General features: G+C 41.7%; 18 protein-coding genes and 1 pseudogene. 18 read left to right on the top strand and 1 reads right to left on the bottom strand.

Going from position 1 to position 18,410, the window contains the following annotated elements; genetic code table 11:
• Window positions 1–67: 67 nt before the first annotated feature.
• From alaS to NSQ11_RS12355, 15 genes are all read left to right on the top strand, one after another.
• Complete coding sequence (alaS, locus tag NSQ11_RS12425) at window positions 68–2,704, top strand: alanine--tRNA ligase (protein WP_079920073.1); 2,637 nt, start codon at window positions 68–70, stop codon at window positions 2,702–2,704.
• Window positions 2,705–2,793: 89 nt separating this feature from the next.
• A complete protein-coding gene (locus tag NSQ11_RS12420) occupies window positions 2,794–3,060 on the top strand; it encodes an IreB family regulatory phosphoprotein (protein ID WP_024718370.1) in 267 nt (88 codons plus the stop codon).
• Between the two features lie 3 nt (window positions 3,061–3,063).
• The gene (gene ruvX / locus NSQ11_RS12415) at window positions 3,064–3,480 is read left to right on the top strand and encodes a Holliday junction resolvase RuvX (RefSeq protein WP_003216519.1); all 417 of its coding nucleotides are present in this window, start codon (window positions 3,064–3,066) and stop codon (window positions 3,478–3,480) included.
• 15 nt (window positions 3,481–3,495) lie between these two features.
• Window positions 3,496–3,777, top strand: a complete 282-nt coding sequence (locus NSQ11_RS12410; RefSeq protein ID WP_024423112.1) for a DUF1292 domain-containing protein — start codon at window positions 3,496–3,498, stop codon at window positions 3,775–3,777.
• 159 nt (window positions 3,778–3,936) lie between these two features.
• Window positions 3,937–4,503 (top strand): biotin transporter BioY, encoded by a 567-nt coding sequence (locus tag NSQ11_RS12405; RefSeq protein ID WP_007501449.1) that lies wholly within the window; start codon window positions 3,937–3,939, stop codon window positions 4,501–4,503.
• Window positions 4,503–5,960, top strand: a complete 1,458-nt coding sequence (locus NSQ11_RS12400; RefSeq protein ID WP_251185815.1) for an acyl-CoA synthetase — start codon at window positions 4,503–4,505, stop codon at window positions 5,958–5,960. The genes NSQ11_RS12405 and NSQ11_RS12400 overlap by 1 nt, the downstream gene beginning before the upstream one ends.
• Entirely contained in the window at window positions 5,948–7,036 is a 1,089-nt protein-coding gene (locus tag NSQ11_RS12395; protein ID WP_212338232.1) for an acetyl-CoA C-acyltransferase, read from the top strand. Before NSQ11_RS12400 ends, NSQ11_RS12395 begins: the two co-directional genes overlap by 13 nt.
• A gap of 73 nt (window positions 7,037–7,109) precedes the next feature.
• Window positions 7,110–8,192 (top strand): endolytic transglycosylase MltG, encoded by a 1,083-nt coding sequence (gene mltG / locus NSQ11_RS12390; protein ID WP_165378943.1) that lies wholly within the window; start codon window positions 7,110–7,112, stop codon window positions 8,190–8,192.
• A 212-nt stretch (window positions 8,193–8,404) separates the two neighbouring features.
• Entirely contained in the window at window positions 8,405–9,070 is a 666-nt protein-coding gene (locus NSQ11_RS12385) for an O-methyltransferase (RefSeq protein WP_035390950.1), read from the top strand.
• Window positions 9,067–9,996: a peptidase U32 family protein gene (locus NSQ11_RS12380; protein WP_008342670.1), complete on the top strand. Its 930-nt coding sequence runs from the start codon at window positions 9,067–9,069 to the stop codon at window positions 9,994–9,996. Before NSQ11_RS12385 ends, NSQ11_RS12380 begins: the two co-directional genes overlap by 4 nt.
• A gap of 20 nt (window positions 9,997–10,016) precedes the next feature.
• Window positions 10,017–11,285: a U32 family peptidase gene (locus tag NSQ11_RS12375; protein WP_017358097.1), complete on the top strand. Its 1,269-nt coding sequence runs from the start codon at window positions 10,017–10,019 to the stop codon at window positions 11,283–11,285.
• Window positions 11,286–11,292: 7 nt separating this feature from the next.
• The gene (gene udk / locus NSQ11_RS12370) at window positions 11,293–11,925 is read left to right on the top strand and encodes a uridine kinase (protein ID WP_007501435.1); all 633 of its coding nucleotides are present in this window, start codon (window positions 11,293–11,295) and stop codon (window positions 11,923–11,925) included.
• A 633-nt stretch (window positions 11,926–12,558) separates the two neighbouring features.
• A complete protein-coding gene (gene greA / locus NSQ11_RS12365) occupies window positions 12,559–13,032 on the top strand; it encodes a transcription elongation factor GreA (RefSeq protein WP_007501433.1) in 474 nt (157 codons plus the stop codon).
• A gap of 50 nt (window positions 13,033–13,082) precedes the next feature.
• A complete protein-coding gene (locus tag NSQ11_RS12360; protein WP_060832468.1) occupies window positions 13,083–14,825 on the top strand; it encodes a penicillin-binding protein 2 in 1,743 nt (580 codons plus the stop codon).
• Between the two features lie 67 nt (window positions 14,826–14,892).
• A complete protein-coding gene (locus tag NSQ11_RS12355) occupies window positions 14,893–15,558 on the top strand; it encodes a YrrS family protein (RefSeq protein ID WP_017367687.1) in 666 nt (221 codons plus the stop codon).
• 136 nt (window positions 15,559–15,694) lie between these two features.
• Here the strand turns inward: NSQ11_RS12355 and NSQ11_RS12350 are convergent.
• Window positions 15,695–15,900, bottom strand: a pseudogene (locus NSQ11_RS12350) (DUF2536 family protein).
• 187 nt (window positions 15,901–16,087) lie between these two features.
• On the opposite strand from NSQ11_RS12350, the gene NSQ11_RS12345 reads away from it, so the two are divergent.
• From NSQ11_RS12345 to NSQ11_RS12335, 3 genes are read left to right on the top strand one after another with little or no spacing between them, the layout of a single operon-like run.
• Window positions 16,088–16,729 carry a class I SAM-dependent methyltransferase gene (locus NSQ11_RS12345; RefSeq protein WP_216942540.1) on the top strand — a complete coding sequence of 214 codons (642 nt, stop codon included), beginning with the start codon at window positions 16,088–16,090 and terminating at the stop codon, window positions 16,727–16,729.
• A 15-nt stretch (window positions 16,730–16,744) separates the two neighbouring features.
• The gene (gene mtnN / locus NSQ11_RS12340; RefSeq protein ID WP_019743016.1) at window positions 16,745–17,440 is read left to right on the top strand and encodes a 5'-methylthioadenosine/S-adenosylhomocysteine nucleosidase; all 696 of its coding nucleotides are present in this window, start codon (window positions 16,745–16,747) and stop codon (window positions 17,438–17,440) included.
• Window positions 17,441–17,486: 46 nt separating this feature from the next.
• Window positions 17,487–18,410 (top strand): cysteine synthase family protein, encoded by a 924-nt coding sequence (locus NSQ11_RS12335; protein WP_024718360.1) that lies wholly within the window; start codon window positions 17,487–17,489, stop codon window positions 18,408–18,410.

Below are 18,410 nucleotides of genomic sequence, written 5' to 3'. Positions count from 1 at the left end.
TGCTTGCATAGGGCGGGATGTTTTTTCGTTTGTGTGAAGATTGAGAATAAAAAAGGGAGGATTTATGATGAAAACTTTAACTTCAGCTCAAGTACGTCAAATGTTTTTAGATTTTTTTAAAGAAAAAGGACATGCTGTCGAACCGAGTGCGTCCCTCGTACCGCATGACGATCCAACACTTTTATGGATTAACAGCGGGGTGGCAACGTTAAAGAAATACTTCGATGGCCGCGTTGTGCCTGAGAATCCGCGTATTTGCAACGCACAAAAATCAATTCGTACAAATGACATTGAAAATGTAGGGAAAACAGCACGCCATCATACGTTTTTTGAAATGCTGGGCAACTTCTCTATTGGAGACTATTTCAAAGAAGAGGCAATCGAATGGGCTTGGGAATTCCTCACAAGTGACGAGTGGATTGGCTTTGATCCGAATCTGTTATCTGTCACGGTACATCCAGAGGATGAAGAAGCGTATGTTCTTTGGAGAGATAAAATGGGTGTCCCTGAGGAACGAATTATTCGTCTAGAGGGCAACTTCTGGGATATTGGCGAGGGGCCAAGTGGTCCGAATACAGAAATTTTCTATGATCGCGGCGAAGCATATGGCAACGACATGAACGACCCTGAATTATATCCAGGCGGAGAAAATGAACGTTATCTAGAAGTATGGAATCTTGTTTTTTCTGAATTTAACCATAATCCAGATGGTACATACACACCGCTTCCGAAGAAAAACATTGATACAGGAATGGGTCTTGAGCGTATGGTCTCTGTGATTCAAAACGTACCGACGAACTTTGATACAGACCTGTTCATGCCGATTATTCGTGCAGTAGAAACGATTTCTGGAGAAAGCTATGGGGAGTCAAAAGAAAAAGACACAGCATTTAAAGTCATTGCTGACCATATTCGTACTGTTGCCTTTGCCGTCAGTGACGGAGCACTTCCTTCTAATGAAGGCCGAGGTTATGTGTTAAGACGTTTGCTGCGCCGTGCTGTGCGTTATGCAAAAACGATCCATATCCACCGTCCATTTATGTATGACCTAGTTCCAGTTGTTGCGGAGATCATGAAGGATTTCTATCCAGATGTTCAAGCAAAAGAAGAATTTATTGCAAAAGTGATCAAAAATGAAGAAGAGCGTTTCCATGAGACACTGAATGAAGGGTTAGCCATTTTATCAGAAGTGATCAAAAAAGAACGAGACAATGGCAGCTCACAAATTTCCGGTAAAGATGTGTTTAAGCTTTATGACACATATGGATTCCCGGTCGAACTTACAGAAGAATATGCAGAAGATGAGAACATGACAGTCGATCGAGAAGGCTTCCAGCTAGAAATGGAGAAGCAGCGTGAACGTGCAAGAAATGCCAGACAAGATGTGGGCAGTATGCAGGTTCAAGGCGGGGCTTTAGGCGATATTAAAGCAGAAAGTACGTTTATTGGCTACGAAAATTTAACTGCAGATGCTCGTATTATCGAATTGCTTCAAAACGGTGAAATTGTCACAGAAGCTCACGAAGGGGAAACGGTGCAAATTTTATTAGATGAAACACCTTTCTATGCGGAAAGCGGCGGACAAGTGGCGGATAAAGGAACGTTAAAAAGTGCCGAAGCGATCATTGATATCAAAGATGTGAAAAAGGCGCCAAACGGCCAGCATGTCCACGAAGGAGTCGTCGTAAGTGGTACGGTTCAAAAAGGCATTGAAGTCACTGCAGAAGTCGAATCAGCGCTTCGAAAAGGCATTGTGAAAAATCACACAGCGACACATCTTTTGCACCAAGCGCTAAAAGATGTATTGGGCAGCCACGTTAACCAAGCGGGTTCACTTGTGAATGAAAACAGACTTCGCTTTGACTTTTCTCACTTTGGACAAGTAACAAAAGAAGAATTGTCACAAATTGAAAAAATCGTCAACGAAAAGATTTGGGAAGGCATTTCGGTTGCCATTGACCTGAAACCAATTGCTGAAGCAAAAGAAATGGGCGCAATGGCGCTGTTTGGCGAGAAGTATGGCGATATTGTCCGTGTGGTGCAAGTGGGTGACTACAGCATCGAGTTATGCGGAGGCTGTCACGTTCAAAACACTGCAGAGATCGGATTGTTTAAAATTGCATCTGAATCGGGTATTGGTGCTGGAACACGCCGTATTGAGGCTGTAACAGGTAAAGGTGCTTATGAAGAATTAAATGATCAGCTTGCGATTTTAGAAAAGGCAGCTAATGAACTGAAATCAAATACAAAAGATGTACCAAAACGCATCGCTTCCTTGCAGGCTGATTTAAAAGAAGTTCAAAGAGAAAACGAATCACTTCTTGCGAAATTAAGTCAAGCAGAAGCTGGCTCTATTTTAGAAAAAGTCATCGAAGTTGGCGGAGTGAACGTGTTAACTGAAAAAGTAAACGCTAAAGACATGAACCATTTAAGAACGATGGTTGATGACTTAAAAGCGAAATTAGGTTCAGCTGTCATCGTACTTGGTGCCGTTCAAAATGGAAAAGTCAACATTTCAGCCGGTGTGACGAAAGACGTCATTGAAAAAGGTCTTCATGCAGGAAAACTTGTGAAGCAGGCAGCTGAAATTTGCGGCGGAGGCGGAGGCGGACGCCCAGATATGGCACAAGCAGGCGGGAAACAGCCAGAAAAGCTTGAAGAAGCACTGGCAACTGTCGAAGAATCTGTCAAATCCGTTTTATAATCAGTCAATGTAGTGTAGAATAATGGTATTAGATGAGCGGTTAGAAAAAAGCTTGCTAGTAGAATGTTGGAAGAGAGGTGCAAGAAGCAGTGAGTTCATTTGATAAGACAATGAAGTTTAACTTCTCTGATGATTCAGCTGAAACCAATGTGAATGAAGTGCTCATAACAGTTTATGACGCACTCCAAGAAAAAGGATACAACCCGATCAATCAAATTGTCGGATACTTGCTGTCAGGCGACCCTGCTTATATTCCAAGACATCAGGATGCACGCAACCTAATTCGTAAACTAGAACGAGACGAATTAATTGAGGAATTGGTTAAATCGTACTTAGAGACACATAAAGAGGCGTAAAACATGAGAATTTTAGGCTTAGATTTAGGCACGAAAACCCTTGGTGTGGCAATCAGTGATGAAATGGGATGGACAGCTCAAGGGATTGAAACCATTAAAATTGATGAAGCAGGCGGAGACTTTGGTCTCAGCCGCCTGTCTGAGATCGTCTCGCAATATGGAACGGATAAAATTGTCCTTGGTTTTCCAAAAAATATGAACGGTACGGTCGGTCCAAGAGGCGAGGCCAGCCAATCATTTGCGAAAGTGTTAGAAAACACGTACAATGTTCCTGTTGTGCTTTGGGACGAGCGTCTGTCAACGATGGCAGCAGAAAAAATGCTCATCTCTGCAGATGTGAGCAGACAAAAGCGTAAAAAAGTCATTGATAAAATGGCGGCTGTTATGATCCTTCAAGGGTACTTAGACAGCTTAAATTAAAATGAGGTGAATCAAATGGAACACGGAGAAAAACAAATTACAATCGTTGATGATAATGGAAATGAGCAGCTTTGCGAAGTACTATTTACTTTTGAAAGCGACCATTTTAACAAATCATATGTTCTTTACTACCCAATTTCTGAACAAGATAACGAAGAAATTGAAATTCATGCATCAAGCTTCACACCAAACGAAGACGGTGAAGATGGCGAATTAGAGCCAATTGAAACGGATGAAGAGTGGGACATGATTGAAGAAACGTTAAATACGTTCTTAGATCAAGAAGACGAAGAATAATAGAACGAATAAAAGGCCTGTGAACATGATCTCTGTGATCTTTCTTCACAGGTCTTTTTTTACATTCTATATGTAAACTATTATTGAAATTTAGTTGACATATATCACTCGACCTTTTACGCTATTTTTATCAAAAACATCGAGTGAGGGGTATGAAAATTGAAAATTCACGATATGATGCAAATGGCATTAATGACAGCAGTTATTGGGATGTTAGGATTGATTCCGCCTATTTTTCTTGCGTTTACACCTGTACCAATCACCTTACAAACCGCAGGTCTTTTGCTTGCTGGAGGGCTGTTAAAACCAAAGCAAGCGCTGATTAGTTTACTTCTGTTTCTTCTAATAGTGGCAGCAGGCGCACCTCTTTTATCTGGAGGGAGAGGCGGAATAGGGGTCTTTTTTGGGCCAAGCGGTGGTTTTTTACTTGCTTATCCAGTGGCTGCCTTTATGATCAGCCTGTGGCTGAACCGGCTGAAGAAAGTGACGGCCTTACGCCTATTTTTGATCTATGCGGTATGCAGTATCGGGATATTATATATAGGCGGAATTCCCTTTCAAGCCATGATGATGCATATAAAGATCACGCAAGCAGCTCTGTTCAGCGTCATTTATTTACCGGGTGATCTGATCAAAGCAGGAATATGTGCCGTCTTCACGGTGAAAATCATTCAAGCGATGTCATATCGAAAAAGGGACTTACATAGAGGGAGGCGAGCAGTTTGATGAGAATAACGGAAAGCTATGCAGCTCATGCAAAAGTGAAGCCAGGTCAGATGGCGATCATAGATGAAAAAGAGAAGATCACTTATGAAGAATGGCATAAGCGTGTACAGTCATCTGCACAATGGTTAAAAGAAATGCCTCATCAGCAAAAAAGAGTCGCTTTTTTAGTATCAAATGGTGTTCCGTTTCTTCAACTATTTGCTGGCGCAGCTTCTGCAGGATGGACAGCGGTGCCTCTTGATCCGCGGTGGAGTAACAAGGAATGCGCGGAAAAGCTCTTATTAAGCGACGCGGACCTTGTCATTGTGGAAGATCGATATATCAAAAGGATTGAAAAGTACAAGCTGGATATGCCAGTGCTCTCTTTATCTGAATGGAAAGAAAGAATCAGTCTCAGCATAAACGTTCAATCGAACAAAGGTGAACCGGAGGAAGATCCTGCTTTTTATATGGGATTTACTTCAGGATCAACGGGATCGCCCAAAGCCTTCATAAGACGCCAGCAGTCATGGATCGAGAGCTTTCAAATGACAACATCCGTCTTTGGGATCACACATCAAGACCATGTGCTGATTTTAGGTACACTTTTATCCTCTCATTTTTTATATGGGGCGATCAGCACACTTTATTTCGGCGGCACCGTGACATTGTTAGAAAAATTTGTGCCAGAGAAAGCAAAGAACATCTTAGAAAGAGGAGACATCACGGCTATTTATACGGTTCCGACCATGACAGAAGCGTTACTGCAAATGGATGCTTTCGGAAAGAATCCGCTTCTTGTCCTGTCGTCTGGTGCAGATTGGGGAAACTCTTCAAAAAAACAGCTCGTCAACCGCAATCCCCACATCACATTTTTTGATTTTTATGGAACATCAGAATTGAGTTTTGTCTCCTATTTATCTTCAGATGATTTTTTGCAAAAGCCTACTTCTGTCGGAAAGCCTTTTCCTTCTATTCAGGTTGAAATCAGGAGGGTAGATCAAACCGTCTGCAAGCCAAATGAAATCGGGAGAATTTATGTGAAAAGCCCAATGTCTTTTTCAGGCTATTTACAAGATGAAAAGCCGCCCGAAGAGTGGTTGACCGTTTATGACATGGGATGGCTCGACGCGGATGGTTACTTGTATATGAGCGGCCGCGAGAATGGCATGATTGTCTATGGGGGACTGAATATTTTTCCAGAGGAAATTGAGCGTGTGCTGAATGAACAGCCAGAGGTGAATCGGTCAATCGTGATTGGACTTCCTGATCCATATTGGGGCGAAATCCCTGTTGCCATTATTGAGAATGTACAGCAAACAAAAACCATTCGGCAAGCTGTAAAAGAAACATTAGCGGCATACAAAGTACCAAAAAAATGGCTCGTCACGGACAAAATGATCGAAACATCAGGAGGGAAAATCGCTCGTGCCAGTATGAAAAAGTGGGCGGAGGAACAACTATTATGCAAGCCGTGATCGTACAAGCGAAGCGGACGCCCTTCGGTGAGAAAAATGGAATGTTGAAGGATTACCGGCCAGAGCATCTAGCTGCGCCCCTGATCCAGCACTTTTCAAGCGTGACCAAGCCAGATGACGTCATTTTAGGCAACGTCGTCGGGGGCGGTGGCAACATTGCCCGTCTGTCCTCGTTAGAAGCAGGGCTTTCATTACATATTCCGGGTATGACCATTGATAGGCAGTGTGCTTCCGGTCTTGAAGCCATTAGAACGGCGTGCATCATGATTCAGTCGGGGGAGGGATCAATGTATATCGCTGGTGGAACGGAAAGCATTTCTCGGTCACCAATGAAAGAAAGGGCCCGCTTTTCTCCAGAGTGGATAGGGGACCCTCATATGGGGGAAGCGGCAGAGCTGACGGCGTCGAGATTTTCAGTTGCGAGACAAGAGCAAGATGACTATGCACTTTTAAGCTGGGAACGAAGTATAACCGCATTCAAGCAAGGGACGTATTCAGAAGAAATTGTTCCGATTGGCGGGATGAGCACAGATGAAGCGGCAGCTAAAATAAGACCGATTACAAGCTTGATAAAGCGGGCAAAACCTGTCTTTTTACCAGGCAAAGGTACTGTGACTGTGACCAATAGCTGTAAAGAAGCAGATGGTGCAGCTGCCGTCGTTGTGATGGAAAGAGCGGAAGCGGAGGCAAAAGGCTTTAGCCCTATGCTGCGGTATATCGGGAGTGCCGTGACCGCTATGGACCCGCATTATCCTGCTGCTTCACCAATTGATGCAATCAAGAAACTTTTACATAAAGAACAAGTGAAGATAGAAGATGTTGCACTTTTTGAAATCAATGAAGCGTTTGCGCTCAAAGTAGTGCTCATTGCCCGGACACTAGGTATTCCTTATGACCGTATCAATAAAAGAGGCGGTGCGCTTTGTCTTGGGCATCCATATAGCGCCTCGGGAGCTGCTATGATGGTGAGACTGTTTTACGAAGCCCGTGCCTTACCGAATGGAAGCTATGTCATGGCTGCAATTGGCAGTGGAGGCGGTGTCGGTTTAGCCACACTATGGCAAGTTCTGTCATGACATGCATGAGCAAGTAATTGCCGAACTCCGTCGAATCATGTACTATAAAAGCTAGATGTGAGGAGGGCCATGCATGTTTTCAGAACAAAAGAAACGACCATTTTTTAAACGAAAAATGGGGATCGTCCTGTTATCTGTACTTGCTGTGATCATCATTGCAGCATTATCAGGTTTTTTATATGTAAAATCAGCACTCGGGCCGGTCGATCAAAAAAGCAAACAAACCATTAATATTCATATTCCAAATGGGACATCTGTCAGCGGAATTGCGAGCATTTTAAAAGAAAATGAACTGATTTCAAATGACACGATTTTCACTTACTATGCAAAGTACAAAAAAGCGTCAGGCTTTAAAGCGGGCTATTTTCATCTCAAACAAACAATGGATGCGGATCAGCTGATTCAAAAGCTGACATCTGGCGGGACAGATTACGCATTTCAGCTTGTGATACCTGAAGGGAAACAGTTGTCTGATATTGCAGCTATTATTGCAAACCAGACGAATTTTTCAGCGAAAGAAGTTGAAGCGAAGCTGGATGATCCAGCCTTTATTAAAAAATTGATGAAAAAATACCCGAAAACGGTGACATCACAAGTGACCGGGAAACAGGTCAAGCATCCGTTAGAGGGATATTTATTCCCGGCGACGTATCCGTTTTATCGTGAGGATGAATCACTTGAAACCATCATTGACACGATGATTAAACAAACAGATCAATATGTGAAAACGTATGAAAAGGACATGAAAAAGAGAAAGATGTCCATCCATGATGTCCTAACGATGGCATCCCTGATAGAAATGGAAGCAACTGAAAAAACAGACCGGTCAAAAATCTCAAGTGTGTTTTATAACCGGTTGAAAAAGGATATGCCGCTTCAAACAGATCCAACCGTTCTTTATGCGCTTGGCGAGCATAAGTCCCGTGTTTATTACAAAGATTTAAAAGTGAAATCACCTTATAATACGTATACAAACAAAGGGCTGCCGCCTGGACCTATTGCCAATGCTGGAGAATCTTCGTGGAAAGCAGCACTCCATCCAGAGAAAACAGATTTTGTTTACTTCCTAGCAAAGAAAAATGGCGAAGTCGTCTTTACGAAAACGTTAAATGAGCACAACAAAGCGAAAGCGAAATACATCACAGGCAGCAACTAGCGCTCATGTGAAAGGAAAAAGACTGTAGACAATGGTGAAATTGCCTGCAGTTTTTTTCGTTGTTATATCCATTTTATAGGTTCGCAATTACCACATCTTTGTGGTAAAATATATCGGGTTGTTTTTACTTAGATGAACGAAAGATTGACGAGAAAGAGAGCTGCAATAGGCAGGACTCTTCTTTTTCAGGTCATGAAGGAGCTAGACATATAATGACAATCGAAGATGATCAAATAAATGATTATATTGAAGATTTAATTGAGCCGAGTCCTGATGCCATCGCTCAATTAGAGGAGTATGCCAAAGAGCATCATGTGCCAATCATGGAAAAGGTGAGCATTGAACTGTTATTGCAGTTGCTTTCTTTGAAAAAACCGAAGAAGATTCTTGAGGTTGGGACAGCGATTGGCTATTCAGCGATTCGAATGGCAGAAGCTCTGCCAGATGCTGAAATCTATACGATTGAGCGAAATGCAAAACGTTATGAGGAAGCGACACGGAATATTGAAGAATTACATTTCAAAGATAGAATTCACGTGTTTTTTGGCGATGCGATGGAATCAGCTAAAACGGTTCAGACGATGGCGCCCTATGATGTGATCTTCATTGATGCGGCAAAAGGCCAGTATCAACGCTTTTTTGAGCTGTTTGAACCGATGCTGTCCGATGACGGAATGATTATTACAGACAACGTATTATTTAAAGGCTTAGTTGCGACAAATTATGAAGAAGAAATTGAAGATAAACGAAAAAAACAATTAATAGGCAAAATTGATCGATACAATCAATGGCTGATGTCAAATCCTGACTACCAAACGTGTATCATTCCGGTTGGAGATGGGATCGCTATTAGTACAAAAAGAGGTGACCAATCATGAAAAAACCAGAATTGCTTGTGACACCAAGCAAGGTGTCGGATGTACTGCCGCTCATTGAAGCGGGTGCTGACGCATTTTTAATAGGTGAACAAACATATGGAATCCGTCTTGCAGGTGAATTTTCAAGAGAAGATGTGAAACAAACGGTTCAACTCGCACATGCACATCACAAAAAAGTATATGTCGCCATGAATGCGATTTTTCATAATGACCGTGTGGCACTGCTTGGAGATTATTTAACCTTTCTCGATGGGTTAAACGTGGATGGTGTCGTTTTTGGAGATCCGGCAGTGATCATGGCCGCAAAAGAAACAGGTGTCAACTTGAATCTGCACTGGAGTACAGAAACAACTGGGACAAACTATTACACTTGTAACTACTGGGGCAGAAAAGGCGCAACACGTGCTGTTCTTGCCAAAGAACTCAATATGGATAGCGTGATTGATATCAAAGAAAACGCTGAAGTGGAGATTGAAATTCAAGTCCACGGCATGACCTGTATGTTCCAATCCAAACGGACACTTGTTGGCAACTATTTTGAATATCAAGGCAAACAAATGGACGTGGAAGGCAGAAATATGGAAGAAGGTCTATTCCTTCACGACCAGGAGCGTCAAAACAAATATCCTATTTTTGAGGATGAAAATGGCACACACATTATGAGTCCAAATGATGTATGTATGATTGATGAATTAGAAGAATTTGTCGACGCAGGCATTGACTCATTTAAAATTGACGGAATTTTAAAGTCACTTTCTTATATGACAGAAGTGACATCCCTCTATCGAAAAGCCATTGATTTACTTGTGACTGATAAGGAAGCCTATGAAGATCAGAAAGATGAATGGGTGGAGCGTATTGAAGAGATCCAGCCTGTCAACCGCTCAATCGATACAGGATTCTTCTTTAAAGAAACGGTTTATTAAGATAAAAGGAGGCAGAGGAAATGGCACTTTTAAAAGATGGAATTTCTGAAGTGATCGATGGAAAACGTGTCATTACAAAAAAACCAGAACTGTTAGCGCCAGCAGGTAACTTAGAAAAACTAAAAATTGCTGTGCATTATGGAGCAGACGCTGTTTTTATTGGCGGGAAAGAATTTGGACTTCGTTCAAATGCAGATAACTTTTCAATCGAAGAAATGGCAGAAGGTGTCGCATTTGCGAATAAATACGGTGCTCGTATTTATGTGACAACGAATATTTTCGCCCACAACGAAAACATGGACGGTCTGGAGGAATATCTTCAAGGGATTGAAGGAGCGGGTGTAGCGGGAATTATTGTCGCTGATCCACTCATCATTGAAACATGCAAACGAGTAGCTCCAAAGCTTGAAGTTCACTTGAGCACACAGCAATCTCTTTCAAATTGGAAAGCGGTGCAGTTTTGGAAGGAAGAAGGGCTTGAGCGTGTGGTCCTTGCACGTGAAACAAGCGCCCTAGAGATTAAAGAAATGAAAGAAAAAGTGGATATTGAAATCGAAACGTTCATTCACGGGGCGATGTGTATTGCTTATTCTGGTCGCTGCGTGCTCAGTAACCATATGACAGCGAGAGATTCAAACCGCGGAGGCTGCTGCCAATCTTGCCGCTGGGATTATGATCTTTATAAACTAGAAGGCTCTGAGGAAGCGCCTTTATTCGGTGAAGAAGATGCACCATTTGCGATGAGTCCAAAAGATTTAAAACTCATCGAATCCATACCGCAAATGATTGAAATGGGAATTGATAGCTTAAAGATCGAAGGACGAATGAAGTCCATTCATTATGTAGCAACAGTTGTCAGTGTCTATCGTAAAGTCATTGATGCTTACTGTGCGGATCCAGACAATTTCGTCATTCAACAAGAATGGCTCGATGAATTAGACAAATGTGCCAACCGTGACACGGCTCCTGCCTTTTTTGAAGGTGTACCAGGAACGGATGAACAAATGTTTGGCATTCATGGAAAGAAAACGACCTTTGATTTCGTCGGTCTTGTACTTCATTATGATGAACAAGAACAAATTGTCACATTACAGCAGCGTAATTTCTTTAAAGCTGGCGACGAAGTTGAATTTTTCGGTCCAGAAATCGAAAATTTCACATGCAAGATTGAGACGATTTGGGACGAAAAAGGGAACGAACTCGATGCCGCTCGTCATCCACTGCAAATTGTGAAATTTAAGCTTGATCAAAAAGTATACCCTAGCAACATGATGAGAAAGGGGAAATAACCGGCACATGGGGAAAAAACCAGTGGTGATTGGAATCGCTGGCGGCTCGGGTTCAGGTAAAACGAGCGTCACCAATTCCATTTACGAAAAATTCAAAGGACATTCAATCCTCATGCTTCAGCAAGATTTATATTATAAAAATCAAAGTCATATGCCATTTGAAGAGCGCCTGCTGACCAATTATGATCATCCGCTTGCATTTGACAATGACCTGATGATTGAGCATGTAGAAGCGCTGCTAAAGTACGAGTCCATTGAAAAACCGATTTATGATTTTAAACTAAACACACGTTCAGAAGAGACGGTACATGTTGAACCCAAAGATGTCATCATCGTTGAAGGAATCTTTGCTCTTGAAAACGAACGTCTAAGAAACTTAATGGATATTAAACTGTATGTGGATACTGATGCAGATCTTCGGATCATTCGCCGTATTTTACGTGATACGAAAGAAAGAGGCAGATCGATTGATTCCGTGATTGAACAATATGTATCTGTCGTCAGACCGATGCACAATCAATTCATTGAACCGTCAAAACGATACGCCGATATCATCATCCCAGAAGGCGGTCAAAATCATGTGGCGATTGATCTCATGGTGACAAAAATTCAAACGATTCTTCAAAACCGCGGAGAGTAAATGGTGGAGAAGAACAAAGACCTTTACGACGTAAAGGTCTTTTCAACATGATAGAAAAGGTGTACAGTCAACGAAATCATCGATGAACATTGTAAGTAGCAGCTTCCTGAATCAAGGATTTGATATGATAGGAAAACAATGCTGCGAAATGAAGACAGGAAAATCACGATGGGATGCTGAAAGTTTCAGTTATTCCTGCTTTGTAAAAGTATATTAAAAAAACGACAAACAAATCATCACAAATTTTCAAACAATTCTTGATCAAAATGCAATTTTGTAATAATATAGCATAGACATATCGTACACTGACCATATTATGTATTGGAAGATGGAGAATGGGTAAGCTATTCTTCTACATATGATCGAAATGGCCGAACGAGGTACAGGAGCTTCCTGTGCCTTTCCACAGTTTGTGCGATGAAGATAATACATCATCATGAGACCGCTGCTGTTCCTGCCTAATAAAAAGGCATAATAGTTGCATCTAAAAGGGACGCCATGTAAGATGGACTTTTACGAATATGGGACAGAAGGAATGAGGGCCGGAATATGTCCTCATTCTTGTATATTTCAGTCGTCACTCACATGCAGAAAGCTTGTATGATGAGGATTAATAGAAGGAGTGAATGATTCATGGCACAAGAGAAAGTATTTCCAATGACAGAAGAAGGAAAGCGCAAATTAGAAGAAGAGCTTGAATATTTGAAAACGGTTAAACGTAAAGAGGTTGTAGAGCGTATTAAAATCGCTAGAAGTTTTGGAGACCTCTCTGAAAACTCGGAATATGATTCTGCTAAAGAAGAGCAAGCGTTTGTAGAAGGTCGTATTACAACGCTTGATAATATGATTCGTAATGCCAAAATTATTGAAGATGAAGGTAACTCAAATATTGTTTCACTCGGTAAAACGGTCACATTCGTTGAATTACCGGACGGTGAAGAAGAGTCTTATACGATTGTAGGAAGTGCAGAAGCTGATCCGTTTGAAGGCAAAATTTCAAACGATTCACCAATTGCAAAAAGCCTTTTAGGCAAACAAGTAGACGACAAAGTCACGGTTCAAACACCTGGCGGAGAAATGTTCGTCCAAATTGTAAAAATTTCATAATTACGTTTATACGATAAACACCTCGTCCACAATAGGGACGAGGTGTTTTTATGCTGAAAACAAGAAGAATCCAATGGACAGGTGTCATTATTTTTATCTTATTGCTCGGTCTCCTATTTAGACTAGCGGAAATTCAGTTGTTTTTCACAGAATCTTTTTCAAAGCTTGATATTAATTTGATCCAAGAAAGTGTCAGGCAGCGGACAGAAGAAGTAGTCATTTCAGACGGACGCGGCGAATTTTTAGATCGAAACGGCGAGGCACTTCTCACAAAAGAAGAGCCTGCGGTCATCATATTTCCTTTCCTGCAATATGACCTCCCTCACTTAAAACAAACCGCTTCTATACTTGAGATGGAAGAAGATGAATTGAAGAGCCAGCTGACAGAAACGAAGAAACCACTCATTTTAAAAGATGATGTCACGAAAAAAAAGCTGAAAGACATCAATGATATGAAATATTCAGGTGTTTACGGCGTATATATGAAAGAGAAGGACAAAAAAAGACTTGCCCTCCACACATTAGGTTTCACAAGCGAGAATCCAGAACTCTTGAGAAAACGTTATCCGGACAAAAAAGAGCTTTCAATCCGCACTGAGATCGGTACATTCGGTTTGGAAAGTACATTTGACGAATTTCTATTACCAGAGCAAGACACAAAATTGTTATATCATGTGGACGGAAGGGGAAACCCTTTGTTTGGGATGGACGTCAAATATACAGCAGAAGCTCATTCGTTTTATCCGCTGCAAGTGCAGACAACCATGGACGAAGACATGCAGAGGGAAATGGAGAATGTTCTCAAAGCACAAGGTGTTGAAAAAGGCGGAGCGGTTCTGCTCGACATTCAAAATAGCAGTGTGCTGGCGATGGCGAGTGTTCCAAATGTGACCAGCAAAAACCGCCATGAGGCAAGAAATTACATGCTGACCGCAATGGCTCCCGGTTCTGTATTTAAAACGGTCGTACTTGCCGCAGCGATTGAAAAAAACTTGAACCAGCCACAAACGATGTATGATTGTCGAAAGAATTTATATGGAGAGCCAGAAGGAAAGCAGGAAGTACTGAATCTGTCTGAAAGCTTTGCGCAAAGCTGTAATTATACATTTGCGACACTCGCTGAGCAGCTCATCCAAACAGATGATCAAATTCTTGAAAAGACAGCTTCAAAGCTTGGGCTTGTGGATCGAGCCGGCTGGGAAGGGGATGTATACCATAAGCAACAATTCAAACAGTTTGATCGTGAAGAAACAGGCAGTGTGTGGGGAGATAAAAGAGACAAGCATGTCAAAAAAGCCATTGCGCAAACGGCGATTGGTCAAAAAAATGTCAAAACAACTCCCTTACAAATTGCCAATATGATGGCAACGATTGCAAGGGGCGGAGAACGAAAAGAAGTGAGGATTGCAGATAAAGTGATGTATCAAAACGGAACAACGATGCTATCCTTTCAAAACAAACGACCTGATGGTGACAGTATTGACCGCTATACAGCTCAAACCTTGCAAAAGTACTTAAGGCAGGTGGTGACGTCTGACAAAGGAACAGGAAGAAGATTTCAAGACCTGCCGTTCCATATAGCAGGGAAATCAGGCACTGCCCAAACCGGCAGCAAAGATAAACAGGGGAATCCACTTTATCACAAGTGGTTTGCCGGATACTTTCCGGCAGAAAAACCAAAATACGCTCTCGTCGTTGTTCACCTTGATGAGGCAAGTGGCCGGGCTAAGACAAATGAAGCGTTTTATGATATTGTAAAAAAGGTCAATGAAATTGAAAAGAAACAGACATAGAACATTCCTTCATGTCATGTTAGAATAGTAACGACTTAGGGAACAGAGGCAAAGGAGTGCAGAGATTTTGAGTAGAAATTCTCGATTTGAACATCGTGATAAGCGCAGAAAGGCGAATATGGTGCTTAACATATTAATTGGTATCGTTGTGGTGCTTATTTTGGTTGTCGCATCGAGTTTGTTAATTTTTAATAAACCGAAAGATACAAATGTAGCAGACGAACCATCAAAAACAGCACCTGCATCGAGTGAAAATAAACAAAACTCAGAAGAAGATGTGAAAGATCAAAAGAAAGATACATCCGATGATGCGGATGCGAAAAAAGACGATTCATCTGACAAAAAAGACGATACAAAGAAAACAGATGATGAAGAAGAGCCAAACAAAGATGCGTTAAAAGATGCCACAGAAACAGATGGCGGTAAAACAAGTGACGTAGACAAAACATATGAAAACGATAACTGGGAGCCTGTAGGAACAGAGCAATCGGGATCACATACAGCAACCTATGATGCTAACTCAAAAGACTGGAAAGAAATGATCAAAGCCATGTCCTATGCGACAGGAATCTCAGAAGATCAAATGACTGTTATTTGGTTAGGAAATAACGGAGGACCTCAAGATGCAAAAGGAACCATCCGTGATAAATCAACAGGTGAACGCTACCGTGTAGAAATTACGTGGGTGGACGAAAAAGGCTGGAAACCTGTGAAGGTTGAAAAATTAAAATAAAAAAGATGCATGCAAAAAGGCTAAAATGAACTTCATTTTAGCCTTTTTCTTCTTTTCAGCGTGATAGAAAACCTTTGCAGTCTAGGAAGGACTAGCACCGGCGCACAGACCTGACTGCCTACACGCTGATCTTTTTTTATGAGACATTCGCTTTAAAATGAACAACTGCTGTATACAAAATCTTATCATCAATGACAGTCGTTTGATGACTCACAGAATGAACAGTCAGCAAGATCGCCTGATTATGTTCAATTTGTTTTTGGATCTTTTGTTCAAGTTCTTTTAAAGACGTGCTTCAAAAAATTCAATTTTGTCCTTTAAAAAATCCAGTTGAAAATCCATTTCATTCATCCCTCCATGCTCTAGATTCATCATAATCTCTCCCATTCAAAAGGGCAAATATTTTTCCACCCCACTCAGTATTTTTTAGTAGGAAAGAATCAGAAGATGTGGTAGGATAGGAACTGTTCGACCGAATAAAACATACTATACGGATAGGAATAAATAGATAAAGTGGAGGGAAAGAAAAATGGGACGTGAGTTTCTTTCTTTATTTGATCATTGGGCTGAATCTTATGATGACACTGTAAGTGGTCATGACGAGCAGTATAAAGAAGTGTTTCGCCGGTATCCGGCCATTCTAAAAGAGATTGCTCGCCGTGCAGGTCAACATGTCATTGAGTTTGGAAGCGGCACAGGAAACCTAACGGCGGCACTGCTTCAAGCAGATAAGAAAGTGTTTGGCGTTGAACCTTCAGAGGCCATGAAGAAAGCGGCTCTTCAAAAAGGAATACCAAATGTATTTCATGACGGAGATTTTTTATCGTTTCCAGCCCCACCTTTTGAGCCAGATACGATCGTCAGTTCATATGCTTTCCATCATTTAACGGACGACGAAAAAAAACAAGCCATCCACACCTATGGCAACATCCTTCCCTCAGGTGGTAAAATAGTCTTTGCTGATACAATGTTTCAAAATCAAGCAGCACATCAAGCTGCAACGAACAAAGCGAAAGCCGCTGGGTTCGATCAGCTTGCAGAGGATTTAGAAACGGAATATTATCCATCCATAGGTGTGTTAAAGCAAATCTTTGAAGAAGAAGGTTTTAGCACATCTTTTCATCAAATGAATGATTTTGTGTGGATCGTAGAAGCGAAGAAAAGGGAATGAAAGGATGTTTTTGATTTGAAAATCGCAGTGATAGGTGCAATGGAAGAAGAAGTGACGATTTTAAGAGACCAACTAAAGAATGCCACACAAGAAAACATCGCTGGGTGTGAATTTACAACAGGTGTTTATGAAGATAAAGAAGTGATTTTATTAAAATCAGGGATTGGAAAAGTGAATGCAGCGGTCAGCACAACACTTCTGCTTGACCGCTTTCAGCCAGATTATGTGATCAATACAGGATCAGCTGGCGGTTTCCATCACTCATTAAATGTAGGTGATATTGTCATCTCTACTGATGTTAGACATCATGATGTGGACGTGACGATCTTTAATTACGAATATGGACAAGTGCCAGGATTACCAGCTGCTTTCATCGCAGATGATCAGCTTGTGAAGCTGGCAGAGGAATCTGCTTCAGAAATCGATCATATTCAAGTGGCAAAAGGAACGATTGCAACAGGAGATTCATTTATGGATGATCCTGGTCGTGTCGCGTTTGTGAGAGAGAAATTTCCAGAGCTGTATGCAGTGGAAATGGAGGCAGCAGCAGTTGCGCAAGTTTGCCATCTATTTGAAACGCCATTTGTGGTCGTTCGAGCGTTGTCAGATATTGCTGGGAAAGAATCCAATATCTCTTTTGATCAATTTCTAGAGCAAGCAGCGATTCACTCAACAGACCTTGTCCTGCGTATGATAAAGCAAACACAATAAAAGAAGGGGTTTCCCCCTTCTTTTCCATACAAAGGAAGGGATTTATATGGCTGTCATACATGATATTACGGAATTAATTGGCCACACACCGCTTTTAAAACTGTCAGGGATGGGTGTGCCGGCAGGTGTTGATGTTTATGCAAAACTTGAAATGATGAACCCAGGCGGAAGTATTAAGGATCGCTTAGGTGATATGCTGATTAAAGAAGCGCTGGCATCGGGCAAACTGCGCCCAGGCGGAACCATTATTGAAGCAACTGCAGGAAACACAGGCATCGGGCTTGCGCTAAGTGCAAGAAAACATCAATTGCATCCGATCTTCTGTGTACCAGAACATTTTAGTCAAGAGAAACAACAGCTCATGAAGGCGCTTGGTGCAGAGATTATTCATACACCAAGAAAAGATGGGATGAAGGGTGCGATTGATCGAGCCCTTGAACTAGAGGCAAGCCTTGACAATGCGTATTGTGTCTTACAATTTAAAAACCAAGTAAATCCATTGACTTACTATAAAACGCTCGGGCCAGAAATATGGTCTGACCTCCAGGGGAACATAGACGTGTTTGTAGCAGGAGCGGGTTCTGGCGGAACATTTCAAGGCTGTGCTGCCTATTTAAAAGAGCAAAAAGAAGCGCTAAAAACAGTGATCGTGGAACCAGAAGGATCTATTTTAAATGGCGGAAAGCCGGGACCGCATAGAACGGAAGGAATTGGCCTTGAATTTATTCCAGATTATATGGAATCGACTTTATTTGACGAGATTTATACCGTCAGTGACGATGATGCATTCCGAATGGTGAAAGAAGCAGCTGAAAAGGAAGGTGTTCTGCTCGGAAGCTCGTCTGGTGCCGCTCTATTTGCCGCTTTAGAGGAAGCGAAAAAGGCATCACCTGGGACGGTGATCGTCACTATTTTTCCTGATAGCAGTGAGCGTTATCTAAGTAAAGGTATTTATGAGGGAGGAAAATAA

The sequence above is a fragment of the Bacillus sp. FSL W7-1582 genome (genome assembly GCF_038593325.1).
In the GTDB taxonomy this organism is placed as follows: Bacteria; Bacillota; Bacilli; order Bacillales; family Bacillaceae; genus Bacillus; species Bacillus altitudinis.
Note: the sequence above shows the minus strand (reverse complement) of the source record. Positions and strands in the feature narration are given on the sequence as shown.

Excerpts from the sequence above, each read along its gene's own strand:
- NSQ11_RS12380 (WP_008342670.1), top strand. The coding sequence starts at position 9,067 with ATGAAAAAACCAGAATTGCTTGTGACACCAAGCAAGGTGTCGGATGTA.
- NSQ11_RS12345 (WP_216942540.1), top strand. The coding sequence starts at position 16,088 with ATGGGACGTGAGTTTCTTTCTTTATTTGATCATTGGGCTGAATCTTAT.
- NSQ11_RS12385 (WP_035390950.1), top strand. The coding sequence starts at position 8,405 with ATGACAATCGAAGATGATCAAATAAATGATTATATTGAAGATTTAATT.
- NSQ11_RS12400 (WP_251185815.1), top strand. The coding sequence starts at position 4,503 with ATGAGAATAACGGAAAGCTATGCAGCTCATGCAAAAGTGAAGCCAGGT.
- NSQ11_RS12335 (WP_024718360.1), top strand. The coding sequence starts at position 17,487 with ATGGCTGTCATACATGATATTACGGAATTAATTGGCCACACACCGCTT.
- NSQ11_RS12360 (WP_060832468.1), top strand. The coding sequence starts at position 13,083 with ATGCTGAAAACAAGAAGAATCCAATGGACAGGTGTCATTATTTTTATC.
- ruvX (WP_003216519.1), top strand. The coding sequence starts at position 3,064 with ATGAGAATTTTAGGCTTAGATTTAGGCACGAAAACCCTTGGTGTGGCA.
- NSQ11_RS12395 (WP_212338232.1), top strand. The coding sequence starts at position 5,948 with ATGCAAGCCGTGATCGTACAAGCGAAGCGGACGCCCTTCGGTGAGAAA.
- udk (WP_007501435.1), top strand. The coding sequence starts at position 11,293 with ATGGGGAAAAAACCAGTGGTGATTGGAATCGCTGGCGGCTCGGGTTCA.
- NSQ11_RS12410 (WP_024423112.1), top strand. The coding sequence starts at position 3,496 with ATGGAACACGGAGAAAAACAAATTACAATCGTTGATGATAATGGAAAT.
- alaS (WP_079920073.1), top strand. The coding sequence starts at position 68 with ATGAAAACTTTAACTTCAGCTCAAGTACGTCAAATGTTTTTAGATTTT.
- NSQ11_RS12375 (WP_017358097.1), top strand. The coding sequence starts at position 10,017 with ATGGCACTTTTAAAAGATGGAATTTCTGAAGTGATCGATGGAAAACGT.
- mltG (WP_165378943.1), top strand. The coding sequence starts at position 7,110 with ATGTTTTCAGAACAAAAGAAACGACCATTTTTTAAACGAAAAATGGGG.
- greA (WP_007501433.1), top strand. The coding sequence starts at position 12,559 with ATGGCACAAGAGAAAGTATTTCCAATGACAGAAGAAGGAAAGCGCAAA.